18 protein-coding genes and 1 rRNA gene are annotated in these 23917 nt (G+C 70.9%); 9 read left to right on the plus strand and 10 right to left on the minus strand.

Annotated features, from left to right (window positions below; all coding sequences use genetic code 11):
* A 16S ribosomal RNA gene (locus tag AB0412_RS13355) occupies positions 1-88 on the minus strand; the annotation flags it as partial.
* Positions 89-654: 566 nt separating this feature from the next.
* Here AB0412_RS13355 and AB0412_RS13360 point away from each other — a divergent pair.
* On the plus strand, positions 655-1104 hold the full coding sequence (locus AB0412_RS13360) for a PTS glucose transporter subunit IIA (protein ID WP_366402691.1): 450 nt from the start codon (positions 655-657) through the stop codon (positions 1102-1104).
* An 88-nt stretch (positions 1105-1192) separates the two neighbouring features.
* Positions 1193-2863: a phosphoenolpyruvate--protein phosphotransferase gene (ptsP, locus tag AB0412_RS13365; RefSeq protein ID WP_366402692.1), complete on the plus strand. Its 1671-nt coding sequence runs from the start codon at positions 1193-1195 to the stop codon at positions 2861-2863.
* Between the two features lie 100 nt (positions 2864-2963).
* Here ptsP and AB0412_RS13370 read toward each other — a convergent pair whose 3' ends face one another.
* Both AB0412_RS13370 and AB0412_RS13375 read right to left on the minus strand, forming a co-directional pair.
* Positions 2964-3851 carry a hypothetical protein gene (locus AB0412_RS13370; RefSeq protein WP_366402693.1) on the minus strand — a complete coding sequence of 296 codons (888 nt, stop codon included), beginning with the start codon at positions 3849-3851 and terminating at the stop codon, positions 2964-2966.
* 22 nt (positions 3852-3873) lie between these two features.
* Complete coding sequence (locus AB0412_RS13375) at positions 3874-5082, minus strand: MFS transporter (RefSeq protein ID WP_366402694.1); 1209 nt, start codon at positions 5080-5082, stop codon at positions 3874-3876.
* 111 nt (positions 5083-5193) lie between these two features.
* Between AB0412_RS13375 and AB0412_RS13380 the strand changes: the two genes are divergently transcribed.
* The gene (locus AB0412_RS13380; RefSeq protein ID WP_366402695.1) at positions 5194-6513 is read left to right on the plus strand and encodes an aminotransferase class I/II-fold pyridoxal phosphate-dependent enzyme; all 1320 of its coding nucleotides are present in this window, start codon (positions 5194-5196) and stop codon (positions 6511-6513) included.
* Between the two features lie 18 nt (positions 6514-6531).
* On the opposite strand, the gene AB0412_RS13385 is transcribed toward AB0412_RS13380, so the two are convergent.
* The gene (locus tag AB0412_RS13385; RefSeq protein WP_366402696.1) at positions 6532-8499 is read right to left on the minus strand and encodes an acetoacetate--CoA ligase; all 1968 of its coding nucleotides are present in this window, start codon (positions 8497-8499) and stop codon (positions 6532-6534) included.
* Positions 8500-8712: 213 nt separating this feature from the next.
* On the opposite strand from AB0412_RS13385, the gene AB0412_RS13390 reads away from it, so the two are divergent.
* Entirely contained in the window at positions 8713-11079 is a 2367-nt protein-coding gene (locus AB0412_RS13390; RefSeq protein WP_366402697.1) for a glycoside hydrolase family 31 protein, read from the plus strand.
* A gap of 51 nt (positions 11080-11130) precedes the next feature.
* Here AB0412_RS13390 and AB0412_RS13395 read toward each other — a convergent pair whose 3' ends face one another.
* Together AB0412_RS13395 and AB0412_RS13400 are read right to left on the minus strand one after the other, a co-directional pair.
* A complete protein-coding gene (locus AB0412_RS13395) occupies positions 11131-11667 on the minus strand; it encodes an NUDIX domain-containing protein (RefSeq protein WP_366402698.1) in 537 nt (178 codons plus the stop codon).
* A 47-nt stretch (positions 11668-11714) separates the two neighbouring features.
* Positions 11715-12545 (minus strand): M15 family metallopeptidase, encoded by an 831-nt coding sequence (locus AB0412_RS13400; RefSeq protein ID WP_366402699.1) that lies wholly within the window; start codon positions 12543-12545, stop codon positions 11715-11717.
* Positions 12546-12675: 130 nt separating this feature from the next.
* On the opposite strand from AB0412_RS13400, the gene AB0412_RS13405 reads away from it, so the two are divergent.
* The 5 genes from AB0412_RS13405 (at position 12676) to glpK (ending at position 18698) form a co-directional block, all read left to right on the plus strand.
* The gene (locus AB0412_RS13405) at positions 12676-13101 is read left to right on the plus strand and encodes a zinc ribbon domain-containing protein (RefSeq protein ID WP_366402932.1); all 426 of its coding nucleotides are present in this window, start codon (positions 12676-12678) and stop codon (positions 13099-13101) included.
* Positions 13098-14288 carry a lipid-transfer protein gene (locus tag AB0412_RS13410; RefSeq protein ID WP_366402700.1) on the plus strand — a complete coding sequence of 397 codons (1191 nt, stop codon included), beginning with the start codon at positions 13098-13100 and terminating at the stop codon, positions 14286-14288. Before AB0412_RS13405 ends, AB0412_RS13410 begins: the two co-directional genes overlap by 4 nt.
* Positions 14289-14427: 139 nt before the next feature.
* Complete coding sequence (locus AB0412_RS13415) at positions 14428-16053, plus strand: GGDEF domain-containing protein (protein ID WP_366402701.1); 1626 nt, start codon at positions 14428-14430, stop codon at positions 16051-16053.
* Positions 16054-16389: 336 nt separating this feature from the next.
* Positions 16390-17115 carry an MIP/aquaporin family protein gene (locus tag AB0412_RS13420; RefSeq protein ID WP_366402702.1) on the plus strand — a complete coding sequence of 242 codons (726 nt, stop codon included), beginning with the start codon at positions 16390-16392 and terminating at the stop codon, positions 17113-17115.
* 71 nt (positions 17116-17186) lie between these two features.
* Positions 17187-18698: a glycerol kinase GlpK gene (gene glpK, locus AB0412_RS13425; protein ID WP_366402703.1), complete on the plus strand. Its 1512-nt coding sequence runs from the start codon at positions 17187-17189 to the stop codon at positions 18696-18698.
* A gap of 115 nt (positions 18699-18813) precedes the next feature.
* On the opposite strand, the gene AB0412_RS13430 is transcribed toward glpK, so the two are convergent.
* From AB0412_RS13430 to AB0412_RS13445, 4 genes are read right to left on the minus strand one after another with little or no spacing between them, the layout of a single operon-like run.
* Complete coding sequence (locus tag AB0412_RS13430) at positions 18814-19419, minus strand: ATP/GTP-binding protein (RefSeq protein ID WP_366402704.1); 606 nt, start codon at positions 19417-19419, stop codon at positions 18814-18816.
* Positions 19400-23035 carry a hydantoinase B/oxoprolinase family protein gene (locus AB0412_RS13435; protein ID WP_366402705.1) on the minus strand — a complete coding sequence of 1212 codons (3636 nt, stop codon included), beginning with the start codon at positions 23033-23035 and terminating at the stop codon, positions 19400-19402. Before AB0412_RS13435 ends, AB0412_RS13430 begins: the two co-directional genes overlap by 20 nt.
* A gap of 24 nt (positions 23036-23059) precedes the next feature.
* Positions 23060-23455, minus strand: a complete 396-nt coding sequence (locus tag AB0412_RS13440; RefSeq protein WP_366402706.1) for a DUF742 domain-containing protein — start codon at positions 23453-23455, stop codon at positions 23060-23062.
* A 9-nt stretch (positions 23456-23464) separates the two neighbouring features.
* Positions 23465-23899, minus strand: coding sequence for a roadblock/LC7 domain-containing protein (locus AB0412_RS13445; RefSeq protein ID WP_366402707.1), 435 nt, complete (start codon positions 23897-23899; stop codon positions 23465-23467).
* Positions 23900-23917 lie beyond the last annotated feature (18 nt).

Raw genomic sequence — 23917 nt, forward strand, 5'->3', positions numbered from 1 at the left:
CCCACCCGAAGGTGGTTCATCGTTCGACTTGCATGTGTTAAGCACGCCGCCAGCGTTCGTCCTGAGCCAGGATCAAACTCTCCGTGAATGTTTACCGGTAATCCGGTTCAACACCACGAGAGCGGAACATCGGGAGGAATAATCCCGACGTTCACAGCGTCCTCGCTGTGTTTTTTCAAAGGAACCTCGTCCCGGTCATGACGACCGGAGACGGGGTATCAACATATCTGGCGTTGACTTTTGGCACGCTGTTGAGTTCTCAAGGAACGGACGCTTCCTTCGTACTCACCCTCTCGGGCTTTCCTCCGGGCGCTTCCCTTCGGTGTTTCCGACTCTATCAGTGTTTTTCCGTCTCTCTGACCACCGTCCTGCAGGCATGCAGAAGGCGATCCCAGATAGGATCTGATGAGTTGGTTTGCTGCTCAGTCAGGACGTCACTTCGCGTCCTTCACCCCCAAGCAGGAGTACGACTGTACACGGGGTCGCGGACGCCGTGCAAATCGACTAGGGTGGGTGGTCTAGACCTCTAGTCTAGACCACCGGGATCACTCGCCCGGAACCGGTACGTCATATGACATACCCTGCTGCACAGTGCGCCGTCCGGGACAGGCAGTGACGGCGCCCCTACAGATCTCCACCCCTGGGAGGCTTCCCATGACCACCGTGACGTCCCCTCTCGAAGGGCGGGCCATCGGACTGGCGTCCGTGCCCGATCCGGTCTTCTCCGGGGCCATGGTCGGCCCGGGTACCGCGATCGACCCCGTCCGGGAGCCCTCCGAGGCCGTCTCCCCCGTCGACGGCGTCATCGTCTCTCTGCACCCGCATGCGTTCGTCGTCGTGGACGGCAGCGGCCACGGCGTGCTCACACACCTTGGTATCGACACCGTGCAGCTCAACGGCGAGGGCTTCGAGCTGCTGGTCAACAAGGGCGACACGGTGAAGCGTGGACAGAGCATCGTCCGCTGGGACCCGGCCGCCGTCGAGGCCGCCGGCAAGTCCCCCGTGTGTCCGGTCGTCGCCCTGGAGGCCACGACGGACGCCCTCTCCGAGCTACGTGAGGACGGCGACGTGAAGGCCGGCGACAGTCTCTTCCTTTGGCAGTGACGTCTCTAGGACGTCACTGCCGTACATGACGGCACGTACGACAACCAATGCGGCGGCGGGGCCCGCCGCTCTAGCGGAGACGGGTGAGATGGAGACAACGCTGCGAGGCGTCGGCGTGAGCCACGGTGTGGCGATCGGCGAGGTTCGGCACATGGGGACGGCGGTGCTCGAGCCGCCGGCCAAGCAGATTCCCGCGGAGGAGGCCGAGCGTGAACAGGGGCGCGCTCGCAAGGCCGTGGAGGCTGTGGCAGCCGACCTGATGGCGCGCGGCAATCTGGCGGGCGGCGAGGCCCAGGCCGTGCTCGAGGCGCAGGCCATGATGGCCCAGGACCCCGAGCTGATGGCGGACGTGGAGCGGCGTATCGCCGTCGGCAGCACCGCCGAGCGAGCCGTGTACGACGCGTTCGCCGCGTACCGGGAGCTGCTGGCCGGCGCCGGTGAGTATCTGGCGGGTCGGGTGGCCGACCTCGACGACGTGCGGAATCGTATCGTCGCCCGCCTGCTCGGGGTGCCGATGCCGGGTGTCCCGGACAGCGACGAGCCGTACGTCCTGGTGGCCCGTGACCTGGCGCCGGCGGACACGGCGCTGCTGGATCCGACGTTGGTGCTCGGCTTCGTGACCGAGGAGGGCGGGCCGACCAGCCACAGCGCGATCCTGGCGCGGGCGCTCGGAGTGCCGGCCGTGGTGGCGCTGCCGGGTGCGGGTGAGCTTGCCGAGGGCACGGTGATCGCCGTCGACGGCAGCACCGGCGAGATCTTCGTCGGTCCGAGTGAGGAGAAGAAGGCGCAGCTCGAGGCTGCCGCTGCCGAGCGCAAGGCGGCGCTGGCGGCGTCGACCGGTCCGGGCGCGACGGCCGACGGCCACAAGGTGCCGCTGCTGGCGAACATCGGTGGTCCGGCGGATGTCGCGGCGGCGGTGGCCGCGGGGGCCGAGGGGGTCGGTCTGTTCCGTACCGAGTTCCTCTTCCTGGACGACAACAAGCAGGCTCCTTCCGAGGAGAAGCAGGTCGCGGCCTACCGTCAGGTGCTCGAGGCGTTCCCCGAGGGCCGCGTGGTGGTGCGGGTGCTGGACGCGGGTGCGGACAAGCCGCTGGACTTCCTCACCCCGGCCGACGAGCCGAACCCGGCGCTGGGCGTGCGCGGGCTGCGGACGCTGCTGGATCACCCCGAGGTGCTGCGCACGCAGCTGACCGCGCTGGCCCGGGCGGCGGAGGGGCTGCCCGTCTATCTCGAGGTCATGGCTCCGATGGTGGCGGACCGCGCGGACGCCAAGGCGTTCGCGGATGCGTGCCGTGAGGCCGGGCTGCAGGCGAAGTTCGGTGCGATGGTCGAGATTCCGTCGGCCGCGCTGCGGGCCCGCTCGGTGCTGCAGGAGGTCGAGTTCCTGTCGCTGGGGACGAACGACCTGGCGCAGTACACGTTCGCAGCCGACCGGCAGGTGGGTGCGGTCTCCCGGCTCCAGGATCCGTGGCAGCCCGCGCTGCTCGACCTGGTGGCGCTGTCGGCGGAGGCGGCGAAGGCTGAGGGCAAGAGCTGTGGCGTGTGTGGTGAGGCCGCGTCCGACCCGTTGCTCGCGTGTGTGCTGACCGGTCTGGGTGTCACCTCCCTCTCCATGGGTGCGGCTTCGATTCCGTATGTGCGGGCGACGCTGGCGAAGTTCACGCTGGCGCAGTGTGAGCGTGCGGCGGCGGCGGCGCGGGCTGCGGACAGTGCGGACGAGGCCCGCCGTGCGGCGCAGGCGGTGCTGTCGGGCGAGTGACCGGACGGCCGGCGGGCTGGTGTCCGGCGGTCGTAGGTCTGAAGGGGCGCTCCACCTGAGGTGGGGCGCCCCTTCGTCGTTCGCGTCCCCGTGCGGTGGTTCAGTGATGGTGGGCTGTGTCCGGGCCGTCTCCCAGGTCGGGTGGCGTGCAGTAGTCGACGTTGGACTCGGGCGCGATGAGGTCTCCGGACTCGGCGTCGGTGCAGTAGGCGTCGAAGACCTCTCCCGCGGTGAGAGGTTCGAGGTCGTAGGCGCGCAGGCGCCAGCCGTAGATGCGGTCGGGGGTGCCGGGTGCGGTGGTGCGCATGACGAGGCCGCCGGGGCTGTCGGTGGCGAGGCCGGCGGCCAGGACCGTGGTGAATTCGAGGGCTTCGGTCTCGTCCAGTTCCAGGCGGTCGGCGATGTCGTCGGCGTGGAGGACGGCCACCAGGGCTTCGGGTGGACCGGAGACGCTGCACACGAGGTGCCGGTGGCCTGGTGGGGCGGTGTCGAGGATGCGGGTGAGCAGGTGTGCGGCGCGGGCGAATGCGGCTCGGCCGAGGTCTTCGCCGCATGAGGTGCAGGGGCCGAGGCGGGCGAGGATCGTGGTCGCGTACTCCCAGGTCGCCTGGCGGATGGCCTCCTCGACGAGGCCGGGCAGGAGGTCGGCCAGGGGCTGTCCGTCGTAAGGGACGGTGGGGCCGGTGGTGGCGAGTTCTGCGGTGAAGCGTGTGCGGCTGGCCTGGCTGTCGGGGTCGAGTCCCGTTTTCGCGCAGTAGTCCGCGTATTCCTCGGGGTCGAAGAGGGCCACGGTGGTGTGGCTGCCCTGGAGGGCGCGGGTCCTGAGGATCGCTTCGACGTGCTTGAGGTAAGTGGTGTGGTCGTCGAAGGTGAAGCTGCGGTAGCGCCGCATGGCGCGGAAGTCGTGCTCGTCGGTCAGCAGGCCGATGGTGCCGGCGATTTCGCGGCGCAGGACGCGTCGCAGGGTCCGGTGGTCGGTGTGCGTCATGTTTCCCCCTGTGCACAGTCGATCAATGCTCACTCACAGTAACCGCGGGCACTGACAACGGCGTCCGGGTGAGGCGATCGCGGACGAGGCGGTGTTGGAAGACGCAGGTCACGGCGATGACGGAGCCGAAGGCGGTCCAGCCGAGAGGGCCGATTGCGATGGCGGCGGTGACGCAGAGCGGTCCGATGCTGCGCTGTGCGGCCTGGGCGAGGCTGTGCACCCCGAGGTAGCTGCCCTGTGCGGTCTCCGGGGCAAGGGCGACGGAGAGTTCCCAGGAGACGGTGGCGTGGACCATCTCGGCGAGGGTGAAGGCGGCGGCCGAGGCGACGAGGAAGAGGGTGGCGGCGACGGTGCCGCCGGTGGCGGAGAGGGTCAGGGCGAGGCCGCCGAGGGCGAACAGCGCCGACAGCGGGATGAGGAGGGCGCGGGCGGCTGCGGTGGTGGCGCCGAACCGGGCGAGGGGGACCTGGAGGGCCACGACCATGACGTTGTTGAGCACCATCAGCAAAGGCGCGAGGCCGTGCGGTGCGTCGGTGGCGTGGGCGATCCACAGGGGCAGGCCCACCTTGAAGACCGCGTCGTCGAGGAACAGGACGGTCTCGGTGGCGACGTAGGCGAGGTAGGTGCGGTCGCGCCAGGGGGTGGCCGGGCGGGTGCCGTGGATGGCGTCCTTCGAGGTGGCGATCGTGCGGGACGGGGACGGGGGTTCTCCGCAGCGCAGGGTGAGCAGGGCGCAGACGAGGAAGGAGAGTGCGTCACCGGCGAGGAGCCACTGGTAGGCGGCGGTGTGGCCGAGGGCGAGAGCGGCTGCGGCGGCGAGCCCGCCCACGGCCCAGCCGGCGTTGGCGACGGTGCGCTGCACTGCCTGGTAGCGCACACGGTCGGGGCCGGCGACGCGAGCGGCGTAGAGCTTGGTGAGCACGCTGCCGGCGCGGTCGCCGAGGCTGCCCACGGAGGTGTAGACGAGCAGCAGGGCGTAGTGGTCGGTGGTGAGGAGGGCGAGGGCGGCTGCTGCCCGGACGATCTGGACGACGGTCAGCAGGCGGGTGAGGGGCAGTCGGTCGGCGAAGCGTCCTGCGAGGGGTGCGCCGGCGATGCCGACGGCTGCGGCGGCGGCCACCAGGGTGCCCACCTGGGCGACGGTGAGGTGGGAGACGTACGTGAAGTAGAGGACGGAGACGGAGGCCCACAGACCGCTGCCTATGCGGTCGACGAGGGCGACGGCGACCATTCTGCGCCCGTCGGGTCCTCCAGGGATGTGTCGTGACCATGTGACTGCGCGGCGCACTGGATGCACTGCTCCCCCTTGCGTGAAGTTATGTATTGATACATAATTATCTACGTGGCAACACAATATGGGATCACGGGTGACACGGCCAAGGGAATTGCCTCCTCCGTCGAACGGGGCGTGGCCGAGGGTGCGTTGGCGCCCGGGGATGCGCTGCCCCCGGTGCGGCGGCTCGCGGATGAGCTGGGTGTCAGTCCGGGAACGGTGGCGACCGCCTACAAGGAGCTTCGTCGGCGCGGGATCGTGGTCACGCGCGGGCGAGGGGGGACGGTGGTCGCGCCTGCTCCGGCCGTGGCGTCGCGCAGGCCGCCGAAGGTTCCGGACGGGTTGCGCGATCTGGCCGGCGGTCACCCCGATCCCCTCCTGCTGCCGGGTCTTCCGCCGCTGTCACGGCAGTCGCGCGCAGCCCGCTCACACCGTTCGGCGCCCAGGTTGGCGGCTCTCGAGGAGGCTGTGCGGGAGTGGATGGGGTCCGACGGTGTCCCCGTGGAGCAGGTGACGTTCGCGCACGGTGCGCTGGATCTGATCGGGCGACTGCTGTCCGTGGAACTGCGCCCCGGGGACGCGGTGGCCATGGAGGATCCCGGGTATCACCATCTGCTGGATCTGCTGACGGCGCTGGGCCTGCGGGCCGTCCCCGTGGCCGTGGACGACGAAGGCATGCGCCCGGACGGCCTCGACAGGGCGTTGCGGGCGGGGGTGCGGGCCGTGGTGTGCAGTCCGCGGGCACAGAATCCTTACGGCGGCTGCTTCTCGGCGGCCCGGCGGGACGCGCTCGTGGAACTGCTCCGGGCTGCGCCTGACGTGCTGGTGATCGAGAACGATCACGCCTCCGCGGTCGCCGAGGCCCCGCTGCGCACGCTGACCGCCGGCACGCTGTCGCGCTGGGTGCATGTGCGGACGGTCAGCAAGTTCCTGGGAGCCGATCTGCGCTGGGCCGCGGCCGCCTGTGACCCCACCACGCTCGCCCGGCACGACGGGCGGATGCTGCTGACATCGGGCTGGGTCAGTCATCTGCTGCAGGAGACCGTGCACCAACTGCTGACCGACGCCGGCACGCGCGCGTGGGTGGCGCGTGCCGGGGAGACGTATGCCGTGCGCCGCGGAGCGCTGCTCGAGGAGCTCGGTGAGCGGGGCGTCGAGGCGCACGGGGCGAGCGGGATGAACGTGTGGGTGCCGGTGCGCGACGAGTCGGCGGTGGTGAACGGGCTGCGCTCGTACGGCTGGTGGGTCGCGGCGGGGGCCCGGTTCCGGTCGGCGGCCGCGCCGGGTGTGCGGATCACCACGGCCGGGCTCGAACCCGGTGAGGCGGCGCGGCTGGCCTCGGACTTCACCGCCGTGCTCGGTGAATCCGAGGCCACCTATGGAGGCTGACCACTCGAACCGGTGACGTCAGGCGCGTTTGCGGGCCAGATCCTCGTAGAAGGAGAGCAGCTCCAGGTTGTCGATGGATCCCGGGTTGACGGCCTTCTCCAGCGGGGTGCCCTGGAGGAGGCGCTTGACCGGGACCTCGATGCGCTTGCCGGTGAGAGTGTGCGGGACTCCCGGCACCTCGATGATCTCGTCGGGGACGTGGCGCGGGGAGAGCTGCTCGCGGATGGTCTGCTTGATGCGGCTCAGGAGGGCGTCGTCGAGAGCGGCGCCCGGTGCCAGGTGGACGAACAGCGGCATCCAGTAACCCCCGTCGGGCTGTTCGATGCCGATGACGAGCGACTCCTTGATCTCGGGGAGTCGTTCGACGACCTCGTAGATGTCGGCCGAGCCCATCCGGACACCCTGACGGTTGAGTGTGGAGTCGGAGCGGCCGTGGATGACGACCGAGCCGCGGGAGGTGACCGTGATCCAGTCGCCGTGCCGCCAGACGCCGGGATAGGTGTCGAAGTAGCTGTCGTGGTAGCGGCTGCCGTCGGGGTCGTTCCAGAAGTGGATCGGCATGGACGGCATGGGGTTGGTGACGACGAGCTCGCCGACCTCGTCGATCAGGGGTTTGCCGCTCGGGTCCCAGGACTGCAGGTCGGTGCCGAGACAGGGCGCCTGCAGCTCGCCCACGTGGACCGGCAGGGTCGGGACGGCGCCCGCGAAGCAGGAGCACACGTCGGTGCCGCCGCTGACCGAGGCGATCCACAGGTCGTCGCGGACCTCGTCGTGCAGCCAGCGGAAGCCGTCGGGCGGCAGGGGGGAACCGGTGGTGGCCACGCACTGCACCGCGGAGAGGTCGAAGTCCCGCGCCGGGTGCACGCCGGCCTTGCGGCAAGCCATGACGTAGGCGGCGGAGGTGCCGTAGAGGGTGGCGCCGGTGCGCTCGGCGATCCGCCACTGGGCGCCCGTGTCGGGATACCCGGGACTGCCGTCGTACAGGACGATCGTGGTGCCGGTGAGGAGGCCGGAGACGAGGAAGTTCCACATCATCCAGCCGGTCGACGTGTACCAGAAGAAACGGTCTTCCGGGCCGAGGTCGCAGTGCAGGCCGAGCTGCTTGAGGTGCTCGACCAGGATGCCGCCCTGCGACTGGACGATGGCCTTGGGCAGTCCGGTCGTGCCGGACGAGTAGAGGACCCACAGCGGGTGGTCGAAGGGCACCTGCTCGAAGACCGGGTCGGTGTCCGCGGCCGTGAGTGCCGACCAGTCCAGGGCGCCGTCGGGGGCGTCGGTGCCGAGCAGCGGGATGTGCACGACGGCGCGCAGCGTGGGCAGTTCGCGGCGCAGCTCGGCCACGATCTCGCGGCGGTCGTGTTCCTTGCCGCCGTACCGGTATCCGTCGACGGTGAACAGGACGACAGGTTCCACCTGCTGGAAGCGGTCGAGGATGCTGCGGGCGCCGAAGTCGGGTGCGCAGGAGGTCCACACGCCGCCCACCGCGGCCGTGGCGAGCAGGGCGACGACGGCCTGCGGGATGTTCGGCAGGTAGCCGCTGACGCGGTCTCCGGGGCGTACGCCGAGGGCGCGCAGCTCGGCCGCCAGGGAGCCGACCTGGCGGCGCAGCTCGGCCCACGTGACGGGGCGTGGCTCATGCGTCTCGTCGACGTGCAGGAGGGCCGGTTCGTCCGCTCGGGTCGCGCAGGCGCGCAGGGCGTGCTCGGCGTAGTTGAGCGTCGCGCCGGGGAACCACTTCGCGCCCGGCATCGCGCGGTCGCCCAGCACGCGCGCGTAGGGGGACGAGAAGCGGACGTCGAACCACTCGGTGACCGCTTTCCAGAACGTCTCCAGCTCGTCCACGGACCAGCGGTGCAGCGCCTCGTAGCCGCCCTCGGCGGGGGCGCCGTGGTGCTCGGCGGCCCAGGCCTGGAACTTCGTGACCTGTGCCTGGGCGATGCGTTCCGGATCGGGCTGCCAGAGCGGCTGGGGGTTCACGGTCGACATGGTGCGGCTCCCGGACTGTGCGCGTCGTGTGCGTCCTCCGCGCACGGGCTGGGGTGTGCGCGTGACGCGGCTGACAGGGACGATGCCATGTGATCGACTTCTGCACCAGGGTGCCCCCCACATAGTCCGTGTCGTGAAGATGTGGTCCCATCACGGGTGAACGGCAGTTGAACGCCACGTCCGCCGGATGCGGTCAATGGCAGGGTGAGCATCATGGACGGTCGTGACCTGGTGCGTTCGATGAAATCGGTCGGTTCGGTGAGGGCGGCTCAGGGATTGCGTACCGTACGGGCAGCGTGGCGCAGACGGCGGGCCGACGCCACCGGGCTGCCACCACGGGGGGTGGAGCGGGCCCGGGTGCCCGGTGTGGTGCGGGAGGTGACGCCGGAGCCCGGCGGCGGCATCGTCCGGTTCAGCCGCTCGGAGCTGAGGATCCTGGTCACCGTCAACGGGGCGGTCTTCTGCGGCTGGGACGGGGCGGAGCCGGAGCCGTCGTACGCGCTGGCCGGCCGCTGCCCGGACGCGGATCCGCGGGCCGGGCTGGAGCCGGACAAGGACGGCGGCTGGCGTGTGGTGGCGGAGCGGGTGACGGTCGCGGTGTCACGGCACGGCGCCGTGGAGGTGCGCACGCCTGGGGGCGTGACCCTGCGGCGTGATCTTCCACCACGCTGGTGGGAGCCGGTCGGCGGGGGCCCGGCGCGCTGGACGCAGCGCTCGGAGGTGGCGGCGGACGCCCGCTTCTTCGGACTGGGGGGACGGACGTCGGGGCCCCGGCTGCGGGACGGCACCTACCGTCTGTGGAACACCGGCCCCGGGCGGGCCGTCCGGCCGGGTGACGATCCGCTGTCCGTCACGATGCCGGTGCAGTTGGTCGTGGCCGACGCGGGCACCCATCTGGTGTTCCACGACAACCCGTGGGACGGCAGGGTGACGCTGCGGGAGGGCGAGGAGGGCGAGGGTTCAGGGCACGACCGGGCGGGCTGGAGCGAGCTGCGCATGGACGGAGGACCCCTGCGGTGCTGGGTGATGCAGGGAACTCCTGGGCGGACGCTGCTCACCTGGGCCTCGCTCACGGGTGCGCCCGCGCTGCCCTCCGCGTGGGCGCTCGGTCATCATCACGTGCACAGTGCCACCGGCAGCGAGCAGGAGGTGCGGCGCATCGTCGCCGGCTACCGGGAGCTCGGGCTGCCGCTCGACGCCCTCCATCTCGACAGCGACCACTTCGACGAGCACCAGGTGTTCACCGTCGACCAGGAGCGGTTCGGCAAGCTTCCGGATCTCGCCGACGACCTGCGGCGGGACGGGGTCCGGCTGGTGTCGGTCGTCACTCCTGCGGTGCGGGCCACACCTGGGAACGCGGTGTTCGACGCGGGAGCGGCCGAGGACGCGTTCGTGCGGGAGGCCTCGGGTGAGGTCGCGCGGGGGGTCTCCTGGGCCGGGGAAGTGGTCTTTCCGGACTTCACGCACGCGCGCGTGCGTGCGTGGTGGGGCGGCTTGTACGCGGAGCGGCTGGCGCAGGGATTCGCCGGTTTCTGGCACGACCAGAACGAGCCGACGTCCCTCACGGCCTTCGGGGAGCCGACGCTGTCCCGCTCGGCACGGCACGCTCTGGACGGCCGGGGCGGGGACCATCGAGAGGCGCACAACGTGTACGGGCTGTGCATGTCCCGGGCGGCGTACGAGGGCCTGCGCAGCCTTGCCCCCGACGAGCGTCCGTTCGCCGTCTCCCGTTCCGGGTGGGCCGGCATGCAGCGTCACGGCGGCGCCTGGACGGGCGACACGGTGCCGGGCTGGCCGGGGCTGCGGGCGTCGCTGGCACTGGTCATGGGGCTGGGGCTGTGCGGCGTTCCCTACGCGGGACCGGACGTCGGCGGTCTCGACGGGGATCCGTCCCCGGAGCTGTTTCTGCGGTCGCTCCAACTGGGTGCCTATCTGCCGCTGTTCCGCACCCGTGCGAGCGCGCGGGCGGAGCGGAGCGAGCCCTGGGACTTCGGCTCCGAGGTGCTGGAGCACGCGCGCGTGGCGCTCGTCGAACGCCGTCGCCTGCTGCCGTACTTCATGACGCTCGCGCATCTGGCCCGGCGCACCGGAGCGCCCTTTGTGCGGCCGCTGTGGTGGTCGGCGCCCGAGGAGCGCGCGCTGCGCGACTGCGAGGACGCCTTCCTGCTCGGCGACGGTCTGCTGGTGGCGCCGGTGCTGGATCCGGGTGCGGACCGGCGCGCGGTACAGCTGCCGCGCGGGCGGTGGTACGACACGGTGACGGGACGGGCGTACGAGGGACCGGCACAGGTCCTGGTCGATGCCCCCTTGGAGCGGATTCCGGTGTTCGCACGCGCGGGCGCCGTTCTTCCCGTGCGCGGGGAGGACGGCGGGCTGGAGCTCGAGGTGTGGGTGCCCGCACGGGGGCGGACCGGGAGCGGTCTCGTCGTACCGGATGCGGGCGAGGGGTGGGCGGAGCCGGAGATCGAGCGGTACACCGCGCGGTGGGCGGGCCCGCGGATCGTGGTCGAGCGCGAGCACGAGGACGGTGTCCGCGAGCCGTCCCACCCGGTGCGCGTCCGCGGGCTCGGGCCGGGCTGAGCAGCCGGCCGATCAGCGGCCGCTGCGGGTGGGAGGCAGCGGCCGCTGCGGTCAGATGTAGCGGCCTTCGAACCAGGCTCGTACGGCGAGCGTGTGGAGCGGGAAGGCGAGTTCCTGCGGGCGGCGCAGGAGGTGCCAGCCGTCCGTCTCGGCCGTTGCGGCGGAGGGCGGGAGGGACTCCGCCGGGCGTTCCGGGAGGAGCCCGAACAGCAGCAGGTGGCCGTCGGGCGAGCTCATGGCGTCCGCGAGGCGGACGTCGCGGCCCGCCGCGTCGATGCCGGTCTCTTCCTTGAGTTCCCGGACGACGGCCTGGCGCCAGTCCTCACGGTCGTCGATGTAGCCACCGGGCAGCGCCGTGCCCCCGCGCGCGGGAGCGACGGTCCGGGTGATGACGACCAGGGCTGTGCCCTTCGTGTCGTACACGGGCTGGAGGGCCACCGCGACCGGCAGCGGGTTGCGGTAGGACACGGTGCCGCACCCGGGACAGGTGCGGGGCCAGCCGGAGACGCCCTCTCCGTAGGGCGTGCCGCAGCTCGAACAGTGGGAGTCCGGCGCCGGGCCGGGAACTGAGGTTTGAGTTTCGGACACGCGGCGGACTGTATCCGATCACGGAACGGACGTCTCCGGAAGGCGGCTCAGTGGTGGCCGGTGAGCGATCCGCGGGAGACCGGGAAGTCGAAGTAGGTGTCCGGGTGGGCCTCCGGCTTGAAGGTGTAGTGCCACCACTCCTCGGGGAGGTTCACGTAACCGAGGCTCTCCAGGGTGTTCTTCAGCAGCAGCCGGTTGGCGCGTTGTTCGCCCTGGACGCGGGGGTCGAGGGTGTGGCTGAGGGTGTCGAAGCAGTCGTATCCGGTGCCCATGTCGACGGAGTTGTCCGGGAAGCGTTCGTCCTTGGGGGCGAAGCAGGGGGTGAGCGGTTCTCCGGGGTGATACGGGCGGGTCGGTCGCGCCGGGAGCTTCACGAGGGTGAGGTCCACGGTGGAGCCGCGGCTGTGGCCGGATTTCTCCGCGATGTATCCGTCGGCGAACAGGCGGGTCTTGTCGACGTTCGGGTAGAACTCGGCCTTCATGGACTGGTCCTGGAGGTCCTCGGCCCAGCGTACGAAGTGGTCCACCGCGCGCTGGGGGCGGTAGCAGTCGTACACCTTGAGGGAGTAGCCCTGGCGCAGCAGCCTGCGTTGCGCCTTGTGGAGTGCATCGGCGGCGGGGCGGGTGAGGATGCACAGGGGCTGCCGGTAGCCGTCGATGCGCTCGCCCACGAAGTTGTGGCGGGTGAAGTAGCGCATCTCCTGGATGATCGTGGGGTCGACGCTGCTCAGCGCCACGAAGTCGCTGGGTGCCTTGGGCTCGGTCTGCGCCTGGGCGGGGGCGGAGGCAGCCGTCGCGGTGAGCAGGGCGGCGACGGCGGTGACCAGTGCGCGTGCGGCGGTTGAGGGTCGTTCCGCGGAGAAGAGTCGTCGTGTCATGTCTCCTGCATCTATCAGGATCACGTCCGGCCGGGGAAGGACCCTGCCCTTGCCGGACCGGACGTGCCACACTTCTGACGTTCCGTCAGATCCGACTGTGGGAGGGGCGATGGCAGGAGTGTGTCGGCCTGTGGTCGAGGGGTGGTTCGCCGACGACGATGACGGCTTCCGGCTGCTCGGCACCCGCTGTTCGGCCTGCGGTTCGGTGTTCTTTCCGCGTGTGGACGGCCATTGCCGGAATCCGGTGTGCGCGGGGGGCGGGATGACAGAAGTGCCCTTGTCGCGCCGGGGACGGATCTGGTCGTACACGGACAGCCGGTACCGCCCTCCGTCACCGTATGTGACCGATCCGGAACTTCCGTGGGAGCCGTGCGCGTTGATCGCAGTGGAGCTGGAGGCCGAGCGGATGGTGGTGCTGGGACAGGCGGCTCCCGGGGTCACCGTCGCCGATCTGACGGTGGGCATGGAGGTCGAGGTGGTGCCCGGCGTCCTGCACGAGAACGCGGGGACGACGTGGACGACCTGGCACTGGAAGCCGACGGGGGTGACGGCATGACCGGAGAGGTGGCGGTGCTCGGCGCCGGACTGCATCCATGGGGGAAACAGGGGCGGCCGTTCGTGGAGTACGGCGTGGCGGCGGCCCGCGCGGCGCTGGCTGACGCGGCGCTCGACTGGCGGGACGTCGGCTCGATCGTCGGCGCGGACACGGTGCGTGGCGGCTATCCGGGCTACGTCGCCGGGGCGACGTTCGCGAAGGCGCTGGGCTGGCAGGGTGCCCGGGTCACGAGCGTGTACGCGGCGTGCGCGTCCGGGGCCCAGGCGATCGACACCGCACGGGCGCAGATACTCGCGGGACTCACCGATGTGGCGCTCGTGGTCGGCGCCGACGCGGCACCGAAGGGCTTCTTCCGCCCGGCCGGCGGGGAGCGGCCCGACGATCCGGACTGGTTGCGCTTCCGGATCCTCGGCGCCACGAATCCCGTCTACTTCGGGCTGTACGCGCGTCGGCGCATGGCCGTCCACGGCGACACGCTCGAGGACTTCGCGCTGGTCAAGGTGAAGAACGCGGCGATGGGGGCTTTGAATCCCTACGCGCGCTACCGCAAGCGGGTCACCGCCGAGGAGGTCGCGGCCTCTGCCGTGGTCGCCGACCCGCTCCGGCTGCTCGACATCTGCGCGACGTCGGACGGCGGGGCGGCACTGGTGCTGGCCGGCACGGAGTTCGCGCGGCGGCGCGGGGCGGCGGACCCGGTGCGGATCCGGGCGGTGTCCACGGTGACCCCGCGCTACCCCACCACGGTGCCGGACCTGCCGGACATCGCCACCGACTCCGCGGTGGCGGTGGAGCCGGCGGCCTTCACCTTCAGGGAGTCGATCGCGCGGGCCGCCTACGAGGAGGCGGGGATCGGGCCGAAGGATCTGTCGCTGGCCGAGGTCTACGACCTGTCCACCGCCCTGGAGTTGCAGTGGTACGAGGATCTGGGGCTGTGCGCCGAGGGTGAGGCGGTCAAGCTGCTGCGGGACGGCGTGACGGCTCACGGCGGGCGCATACCCGTGAACGTCAGCGGCGGGCTGGCGTCGTTCGGTGAGGCGGTCCCCGCCCAGGCGATCGCCCAGGTGTGCGAGCTGACCTGGCAGTTGCGGGGCACCGCGGGTGCGCGGCAGGTCGCGGGCGCCCGGGTGGGGATCAGCGCGAACCAAGGGCTGTTCGGCCATGGATCGGCGGTGGTCGTCGTGCGATGACGGTGATCGTCGCATCGACGACGGTGATCGCCACGCGATGAGGGCGGTCGAGCCGTACGCTGCGTGATCGGACGGGAATCCTGCGTGAACGTCGCATGAACTGGGCTCGGGCGGGTCCGGGCAGCGCCATCATGCTCCCGTGCGCTCCTGGACGGACAATCTCCGCTTCGCCTTCCAACCGGTGATCAACCTGACGACCGGCGGGGTGGCGGGCCTGGAGATACTCGCCCGTCCGGAGAGCGGCGACATCCTCGCCGAGGCGCGCCGCCAACCCGAACTGGACGTGCGCCTGGCCGTGTCGGCGGTCCGGGCGGCGGTGCGCAAGGAGACGCTGCTCCCGCTGTACGTCAACGTCTTCGCCGGCACCCTGGCCGACCTCGGCGGGCTTCCCTCGCTGCACGACGTGGTGCGCGAGGCGGGTCGTCTGCCGTGGGAGGTGACGATCGACATCGGCCCGCCTTACGCGCACGTGCCGCGGCAGGCGCTGCTGGACGCGGTGTCGGCGCTGCGCGGGCAGGGTTTCAGGATCTGCGCCGACGGCGTCGGTGACGGAGACCTTCCGCTGCGGCTGCTCGTCGATCTCGCCCCCGACCTGGTCAAGCTGGACGCGTCGCTGCTGGCACGCCCGGCCGCGGTGCGGGCGATGCGCACCCTGTGCGATCAGCTGGGGGCGCTGCTGTCCGTCGAGGGCGTGGAGACGGAGGGGCAGTGCTCGACGGCTCGGGCGGCCGGTGCCCAGCTGGCGCAGGGCGAGCTCTTCGCCCCGCCCGCCCGGCTGCCCGCGGCGGACGTGTACGTTCCGCCGCGTTCGGCCGAGGTGATGGCGATGCCGCCCTCCGGGCCCTCGGTGCGGGAGTTCGTGCGCCCCGCCGCGCTGCTTCCGGCCACCGCGTCCGCCGCGCAGGTGCGGGCGCTGCTGACGGGGGCGCCCGACGTGTCCGGTGTGCTGCTCGTGGACCGGTCCGGTGTCCCGGTGCGGTCGGTGCACCGGTCCCGGTTCCTGCTGTCGCTGTCCGGGCGCTACGGGCACGCCCTGTACGCCGACCGTCCCGCGGCCAGGCTCGGGGATCCGCCGCGCACGGTGGGCGTGAACGCGACGGCGTGGGAGGTGCTGGACGTCGTGGCGGTGGGCGACCGGGGCCGCACGTCGGACGATGTGGCCGTCGTCGATGAGCACGGGCGGTGCGTGGGCGTCGTGCGGCTGGCGGATCTGGTGCGGGCACTCGCCGAGACCCGTGTGGAGGAGGCGGCCGGGCTCAATCCGCTCACCAGGCTGCCCGGTTCGGACGCGGTGACCGGTGAGGTGGACCGGCGGATCGCGGCCGGCCGGGCCTTCGCACTGAGCTGGCTGGACGTCGACCACTTCAAGCAGGTGAACGACGGAGCCGGCTTCGCGGCGGGCGACGAGCTGATCCGGGCGATCGGGCGTGCTCTTCAGCAGGCGGCGACCGGCGCCACGCGCGTGGGGCACATCGGCGGGGACGACTTCTTGGTGCTCGCCGACCCGGAGGCGCTGGTTCCGCTGGCGTGCACCGTGCTGGACGCGCCCTGGTCGGCCGGTGGCCGGCCGGTCACCCTGTCGCTGGCGACGGTCCTGTGCGCACCGGGAAGCGTCGCGGACCACCGGCAGGCCGCGGCCTGTCTGGCTCCCCTGAAGAAGGCGGCGAAAGCCTTGCAGGGAACAGGCTGGGTCGTGGGCCGGGCAGGCCAGGCGGGCCACGAGGTCCGCCGCGGCAGCACGAGGACACCGGCACCGGCCGGCTGAGATCGTCGCGCGGAGGGCGTCGGTCGCCGAGTGGCCCGGGGAAGCATGGCCCCGGCAACCGTTGCGGTCGGCGACCTTGACGCCCCCTGAGTGCCGGTGAACACTTCCGGTGTCAGTCGACATCGCCGTACATCTCGGCGTATTCCGGCACGCCTTGCTGGGGCCCTCGTGCGTCAAGGCCCACTCCCCCACGGGCGATTCGGCTGCGACGGCACGCTCGTCACGGACGCCGGGCGGGGCGCGGGATCTCCTGCCTTCGGCCGACGTAGCCATGGGAAACGCACCCGCACGTGAGGCCCGGGGCCGATCGCCTCGGGCCGGGGCCTAGGAGCCGCCATGAGCAATGGAGATGTCTTCGTCGGGGAGATCATCGGCACAGCGATTCTGATCCTGTTCGGCGCCGGTGTGGTCGCGGCGGTCGTACTGAACTATTCGAAGGCGAAGGACGCCGGCTGGGTGGTCATCGCGTTCGGCTGGGGTTTCGGCGTGATGGCCGGGGCGTACACCGCTGCCCCGCTGTCCGGCGGGCACCTCAACCCTGCGGTCACCCTCGGAATCGCCATCGACACCGGGGACTGGGACCAGGTCCACATCTACGTCGCCGGGCAGATGATCGGCGCGATGCTCGGCGCCTTCCTGTGCTGGCTGGTCTACTACGCGCAGTTCCGGGCCAACGCCGAGGAGGACATCGCTCAGCCGACGCTGGGGATCTTCTCCACGGCCCCGGCGATCCGCAATCCTGTCGCCAACCTCATCACCGAGATCATCGCGACCGTCGGCCTCGTGCTGCCGATCCTGGCCTTCGGCCTCACCGAGGGGCTCGGCGAGTCGGGCACCGCGATCCTGATCGTCTCGTTCCTGGTGGTCGGCATCGGCATGTCCCTCGGCGGCCCCACGGGATACGCCATCAACCCGGCCCGTGACCTGGGCCCGCGCATCGTGCACGCGCTGCTGCCGATTCCCAACAAGGGCACCTCGGACTGGGGTTACGCCTGGGTTCCGGTCGTGGGGCCGCTGATCGGCGCGGCGCTGTCCGGCCTCATCTTCAACGCTGCCTTCTGAGACGCAGCCCGATCAGACCCAGCCTTCCGAACGGACCGCAGACTTCCGTACGACCCGACGAAGGGGACGTCATGACGGACAAGTTCGTCGCCGCGATCGATCAGGGCACCACCTCCAGCCGCTGCATCATCTTCAACCAGGACGGCGCGATGGTGGCCGTCGACCAACGCGAGCACCGCCAGATCTTCCCCAAGCCCGGCTGGGTGGAGCACGATGCCACGGAGATCTGGTCCAAGGTCCAGGCCGTGGTCGCCGGTGCGATCGCCAAGGCCGGCCTGCGCGCCGACCAGCTCAGCGCACTGGGCATCACCAATCAGCGCGAGACGACCGTCCTGTGGGACCGCGCCACAGGGAAACCCGTGCACAACGCGATCGTGTGGCAGGACACCCGTACGGCGTCGCTGTGCAACCAACTGGGCGGCTCGGACGGACAGGACCGCTTCCGTGAGCAGACGGGGCTGCCGCTGGCCAGCTACTTCTCCGGTCCCAAGGCGGCCTGGCTGCTGGACAACGTGCCCGGCCTCAGGGCCCGCGCGGAGAACGGCGAGATCGCGTTCGGCACCATCGACTCCTGGCTCATCTGGAACCTGACCGGCGGCACGGACGGGGGACGTCATGTCACCGACGTGACCAACGCGGGCAGGACCATGCTGATGAACCTGGAGACCCTCCAGTGGGATCCCTCCATCCTGTCGGCGATGAACGTGCCCGAGGCGGTGCTGCCGGAGATCAGGTCGTCCGCCGAGGTCTACGGCACCGCCGTCGGCCAGCTCTCGGGCGTACCGGTGGCGTCCGCTCTGGGCGACCAGCAGGCGGCCGTGTTCGGGCAGGCCTGCTACGACGTGGGCACGGCGAAGAACACCTACGGCACGGGCAGCTTCCTGCTGCTCAACACCGGCAACCGGCCGGTGCCGTCCAAGAGCGGCCTGCTGACGACGATGGGCTACAGGATCGGGGACGAGGCGCCCGTCTACTGTCTGGAGGGGTCGATAGCCATAACGGGCGCGCTGGTGCAGTGGTTCCGCGATCAGCTCGGCATCATCCGCAGCGCGGACGAGATCGAACCGCTGGCGGCGAGCGTGGACGACAACGGCGGCGCGTACATCGTGCCCGCCTTCTCCGGGCTGTTCGCTCCGTACTGGCGCTCCGACGCGCGTGGTGTGGTCACGGGCCTCACCCGGTACGTGACGAAGGCGCATCTGGCGCGTGCGGTGCTGGAGGCGACGAGCTGGCAGACCCGCGAGGTCGTGGACGCCATGTACCAGGATTCCGGGGTGCAGATCACGACCCTGAAGGTCGACGGCGGCATGACGAAGAACAACCTGCTCATGCAGCACCAGGCGGACGTGCTCGGCGTGCCGGTGATCCGGCCCCGGGTCTCCGAGACGACGTGTCTGGGCGCCGCCTACGCGGCCGGGCTGGCCACGGGTGTGTGGAACGACCTCGACGAGCTGAAGTCCCACTGGCAGAAGGACGCCGAGTGGACGCCGGGCATGGAGGCGTCGGTGCGGGACCGGGAGTACCACAACTGGCGCAAGGCGGTGGAGCGGAGCTTCGGCTGGATGGAGGACGGTGACGGCTGACCCACGCGCGCGTGGTGGCCGTTCTCCGGACCGCGGCTCGCACTCCGGTCGGCGGGAGTGCGGGCCGCACCCGCGTGCGGGCCCGGCGCCGCGGTGTTGACGACGGCCGTTGCGGTCAGGTGGTGACCGTCTCCCGGTGCTGCGCCGCCTGCCGCATGGCGTGCTGGACGACTCCGATGAGGACCTCCTTGACCGACTCGCGGTCCCGTGCGTCACACATCACCAGGGGTACGTGCTCGTCGAGGTCGAGGGCCTGGCGGATGTCCTCGGCCGGGTAGCGCGCGGCTCCCTCGAAGCAGTTGACGCCGACCAGGAACGGTATGGACCGCCGCTCGAAGTAGTCGATGGCCGCGAAGGAGTCCTCCAGCCGACGCGTGTCGGCGAGGACGACCGCGCCCAGGGCGCCCTCGGACAGCTCGTCCCACATGAACCAGAACCGCTCCTGGCCCGGCGTGCCGAAGAGGTACAGCACCAGGTCCTCGCGCAGCGTGATGCGCCCGAAGTCCATGGCGACGGTGGTGGTGTGCTTGGCCTCCACACCGCTGAGGTCGTCGACCGGGCGCCCCGCCTCGGTGAGCAGTTCCTCGGTGCGCAGCGGCCTGATCTCGCTGACCGCGCCGACGAGCGTGGTCTTGCCCACGCCGAAGCCGCCGGCCACCAGGATCTTGAGCGTGACGGGCTCGACCGGGGGCTTGCCGCGCTCAGAACGCCCGAAGATCATCGATCTCTTCTCCTGCTTGATCGGGGTCGGGCGGCGGACCGTATCCTCCGCCGCCGGGGGTTTCGATGACGAGTACGTCGCCGGGGCCGACGTCCGCGGAGTCGCTGCCGGCGAGTTCGGTGACGGTGCCGTCCGCGCGGTGGATCCGGTTGGCGCCGAGCGCGCCGGGTTCGCCGCCCGCCATGCCGTACGGCGGGACCCTGCGGTGCTGGGACAGGGTGGAGACGGTCATGGGCTCCAGGAAGCGGATGCGGCGCACGGCCCCGTCCCCGCCGCGCCACCGTCCGCTGCCACCGCTGCCCCGGCGCAGGGAGAACTCCTCGAGGCGGACGGGCAGTCGCCACTCCAGGACCTCGGGGTCGGTGAGCCGCGAGTTGGTCATGTGGGTCTGGACGACGGGCGCGCCGGGGAAGCCGTCGCCGGCGCCCGAGCCCGAGGCGACGGTCTCGTAGTACTGGTGGCGTGCGTTGCCGAAGGTGACGTTGTTCATGGTGCCGGATCCCTCGGCCTGGACGCCGAGTGCCGCGTAGAGGGCGCCGGTGACGGCCTGGGACGTCTCCACGTTGCCCGCGACGACGGCGGCCGGCGGTTCGGGCGCCAGCATCGAGCCGGGCGGCACGATGATCCGCAAGGGTCGCAGACAGCCGTCATTGAGCGGGATGTCGTCGGCGACCAGGGTGCGGAAGACGTACAGGACGGCGGCGTTGACGACGGAGAAGGGTGCATTGAAGTTCGTCGGCAGCTGGGCGGAGGTGCCGGTGAAGTCGATCGTCGCGGAGCGGTTCTCGCGGTCCACGCGCACGCGTACGCGGATGACGGCGCCGGAGTCGGTCTCGTAGGCGTACGCGCCGTCGTCGAGGGCGTCGATGACGCGCCGCACCGCCTCCTCGGCGTTGTCCTGGACGTGTCGCATATAGGCCTGCACGACGTCGAGGCCGAAGTTCTCGATCATGCGGCCCACTTCGTCGACGCCCTTCTGGTTGGCGGCGATCTGGGCGCGCAGGTCGGCGAGGTTGGTGCCGGGGTTGCGTGAGGGGTAGGGGGCCTCGGTCAGGAGGCGGAGGGTCTCCTCCTCGCGGAAGCGGCCGTTCTCGGCGAGCAGCCAGTTGTCGAAGAGGACGCCTTCCTCCTCGATGGTGCGGCTGCCCGCCGGCATGGATCCCGGGGCGATACCGCCGATCTCGGCGTGGTGGCCGCGGGAGGCGACGTAGAACAGGACTTGCCGGTCACCCTGCGTGGTCTCGGAAGGGGTGGCGTCGAAGACCGGGGTGATCACGGTGACGTCCGGCAGATGAGTGCCGCCGTGGTACGGGTCGTTGACGGCGTAGGTGTCGCCGGGACGCATGGCGGGGCCGCGCCGCCGGATGACCTCTTTGACGCTGGTGCCCATCGAGCCCAGGTGGACGGGGATGTGCGGGGCGTTGGCGACCAGGTTTCCGTCGGGGTCGAAGAGGGCGCAGGAGAAGTCCAGGCGTTCCTTGATGTTGACGGACTGGGCGGTGGATTCGAGGCGGGCGCCCATCTGTTCGGCGATGGACATGAAGAGGTTGTTGAAGACCTCGAGGAGAACCGGATCGACTTTCGTGTCGAGATCGGAACTCTGCGTAACCGCCGCGCGTTCCATGACCAGATGCCCGTCGTGGGTCGTCGCGGCTCGCCAGCCGTCGTCGACGACGGTCGTGGCGCCGGCCTCGGTGATGATCGCCGGGCCGGTGACGGTCTCGCCGGGAGGAAGGCCCTCACGGCGATGGAGGGGTACGTCGCGCCAGGTTCCGCCGGTGTGGAGGCGGACGGTGACGGGCGCTGCGGGACGGCCTTCGTAGGTGGCGAGGGCGGAGAGATCGGGGGGTTCGGTGATGCCGGTGGCTTCTACGGAGAGGGCTTCGACGACGATCGGGCGGTCGAGCGTGAAGGAGTACGTGGCGCGATGACGTTCTTCGAAGGTGCGCCGCATCGTCTCAGGGTCGGTGAGCTCGACGGTGAGGGTGGTGTCGGTGCCGTCGTAGCGGAGCTGGGCGCGGCGGGTGACCTCGATGCGTTCCTCGGGGACGTCCTCGGCGAGGAGTTCGTCCCGGGCGGCCGCCTCGAGATCGTCGGCGGTCTTGTGCACGCCGGGCATGGCGGCGGGCTCCAGGGGCGCCTCGACGGACTGCTCGCGCATGGCCGTGGTGTCGGCGAGGCCAATGCCGAGCGCGGAGAGCACCCCGGCCATGGGCGGGACGAGGACGGTGCGGATGCCGAGGGAGTCGGCGACCATGCACGCGTGCTGGCCCCCGGCGCCCCCGAAGGTGGTGAGGGCGTAGCGGGTGATGTCGTGGCCCTTCTGCACGGAGATCCGCTTCACCGCGCCCGCGATGTTGGCGACGGCGATCTGCAGGTAGCCCTCGGCGACCTGCTCGGGAGTCCGGTCGTCGCCGGTCTGCTCGCGGATCTCCCGCGCGAGGGCGGTGAAGCGGTCACGGACGAGGGCGGTGTCGAGGGGCTGGTCGCCGTTCGGTCCGAACACCGCGGGAAAGTGGTCGGCCTGGATACGGCCGAGCATGACGTTGGCGTCGGTGACCGCGAGCGGGCCGCCACCGCGGTAGCAGGCCGGGCCGGGGTCCGCGCCCGCCGAGTCGGGTCCCACGCGGTATCGGGAGCCGTCGAAGTGGAGGACGGAGCCGCCGCCCGCGGCGACGGTGTGGATGTCCAGCATGGGCGCGCGCAGCCGGACGCCCGCGATCCGGGTGGTGAAGACGCGTTCGTACTCGCCGGCGAAGTGCGACACGTCGGTGGAGGTGCCGCCCATGTCGAAGCCGATGACGCGGTCGAAGCCGGCCAGCTGCGACATGCGGGCCATGCCGACGATCCCGCCGGCCGGGCCGGACAGGATGGCGTCCTTGCCGCGGAACTGCCCCGCCTCGGCGAGCCCGCCGTTGGACTGCATGAACATCAGGCGCACGCCTTCGAGTTCGTCGGCGACGCGCCGGACGTAGCGGCGCAGCACGGGCGAGAGGTAGGCGTCGACGACGGCGGTGTCCCCGCGCGGAACGAGCTTCATCAGCGGGCTGACCTCGCTGGACAGCGAGATCTGCGGGAACCCGACGCGGGCGGCGAGTTCCCCGACGGCCTGCTCGTGGGCGGGGTGCAGATGGCTGTGCAGGCAGACCACGGCGACGGCGCGGATCCCGTCGGCGTAGGCCTGCTCCAGCGGCCCGGCGAGGGCGTGAAGGTCCGGCGCGCGCAGCACGGTGCCGTCGGCGGCGATGCGCTCGTCGACCTCGACGACTCGTTCGTAGAGCTGCTCGGGCAGTTTGATGCGGCGGGCGAAGATGCCGGGGCGGTTCTGGTAGGCGATGCGCAGGGCATCGCGGAAGCCGCGGGTGATCACCAGCAGGGTGCGTTCGCCCTTGCGTTCCAGCAGGGCGTTGGTGGCGACGGTCGTGCCCATGCGGACGGCCTCGACGGGGTCGCCGGAGTCCTCGAGCAGGGCTCGGACGCCCGCCACGGCGGCGTCGGAGTACCGGGCGGGGTTGTCCGACAGCAGTTTGTGGGTGAACAGCCGTCCGTCGGGGCGTCGCGCGACGATGTCGGTGAAGGTGCCGCCCCGGTCGACCCAGAACTGCCAGCCTGCCACGTCACCACCCCGCTTCCGCGCCACTCACAGCGCCCGGAGGCCGTTGATCACGTCGCGCAGAATACTCTCGTCCGGCAGCTCGGCAGGGGGTACCGGCCGGTTCACATGGACGAATTCGGTGTCGACCAGATCCCCGACGAGGACCCGTACCACTCCGATCGGCAGATCGAGTTCGGCGGAGAGCTCGGCGACCGTCTGCGGGGTGTCGCGGCACAGTTCGACGATGTCCACGTGCTCCGGGGCGAGCGTGGGGTCCGTCTCCGGGTCGTCCGCGTGGGGTTCGGTGACGACCACCGCGATCAGATCGAGGCGGTGCTGGGCCGCACTGGTGGTGCGGCCGCGCGTCATGGCGTACGGACGGACGACCGGTCCGGCCTCGTCGTCGAACCAGTGGCCTCTTCCCTGACCGTCAGCACTCATGTCATCCCACTACCCGCCGGAGGGCAGATCGGTGCGCGGAGCGGCGCCCAGATGTGCGCCGACCCGCTTCACCAGCAGGGTCATCTCGTAGGCGACCTGCCCGACGTCCGAGTCGGCGTCCGCGAGGACGGCGAGGCAGCTGCCGTCCCCGGCGGCCGTGACGAACAGGAACGCCTCGTCGAGCTCGACGACGGTCTGGCGTACGTTGCCGGCCTCGAAATGGCGGCCCACGCCCTTGGCGAGGCTGTGGAACCCGGACGCGACGGCTGCCAGATGCTCGCTGTCCTCCCTGGTCAGGTCCTTGGAGGCCCCCGTGGGCAGGCCGTCGCCGGAGAGCACGATGGCCTTGCGGATGCTCGCGACGCGGTCCACCAGGTCGTCGAGGAGCCAGTTCAGCTCCCGCTTGTCGGTCGTGATGTGGCCGGTCGTCTTCGGTGCGGTCATCGACCGTCCCCCTTTGTC

This window comes from Streptomyces sp. NPDC052012, assembly GCF_040689265.1.
GTDB lineage: Bacteria > Actinomycetota > Actinomycetes > Streptomycetales > Streptomycetaceae > Streptomyces.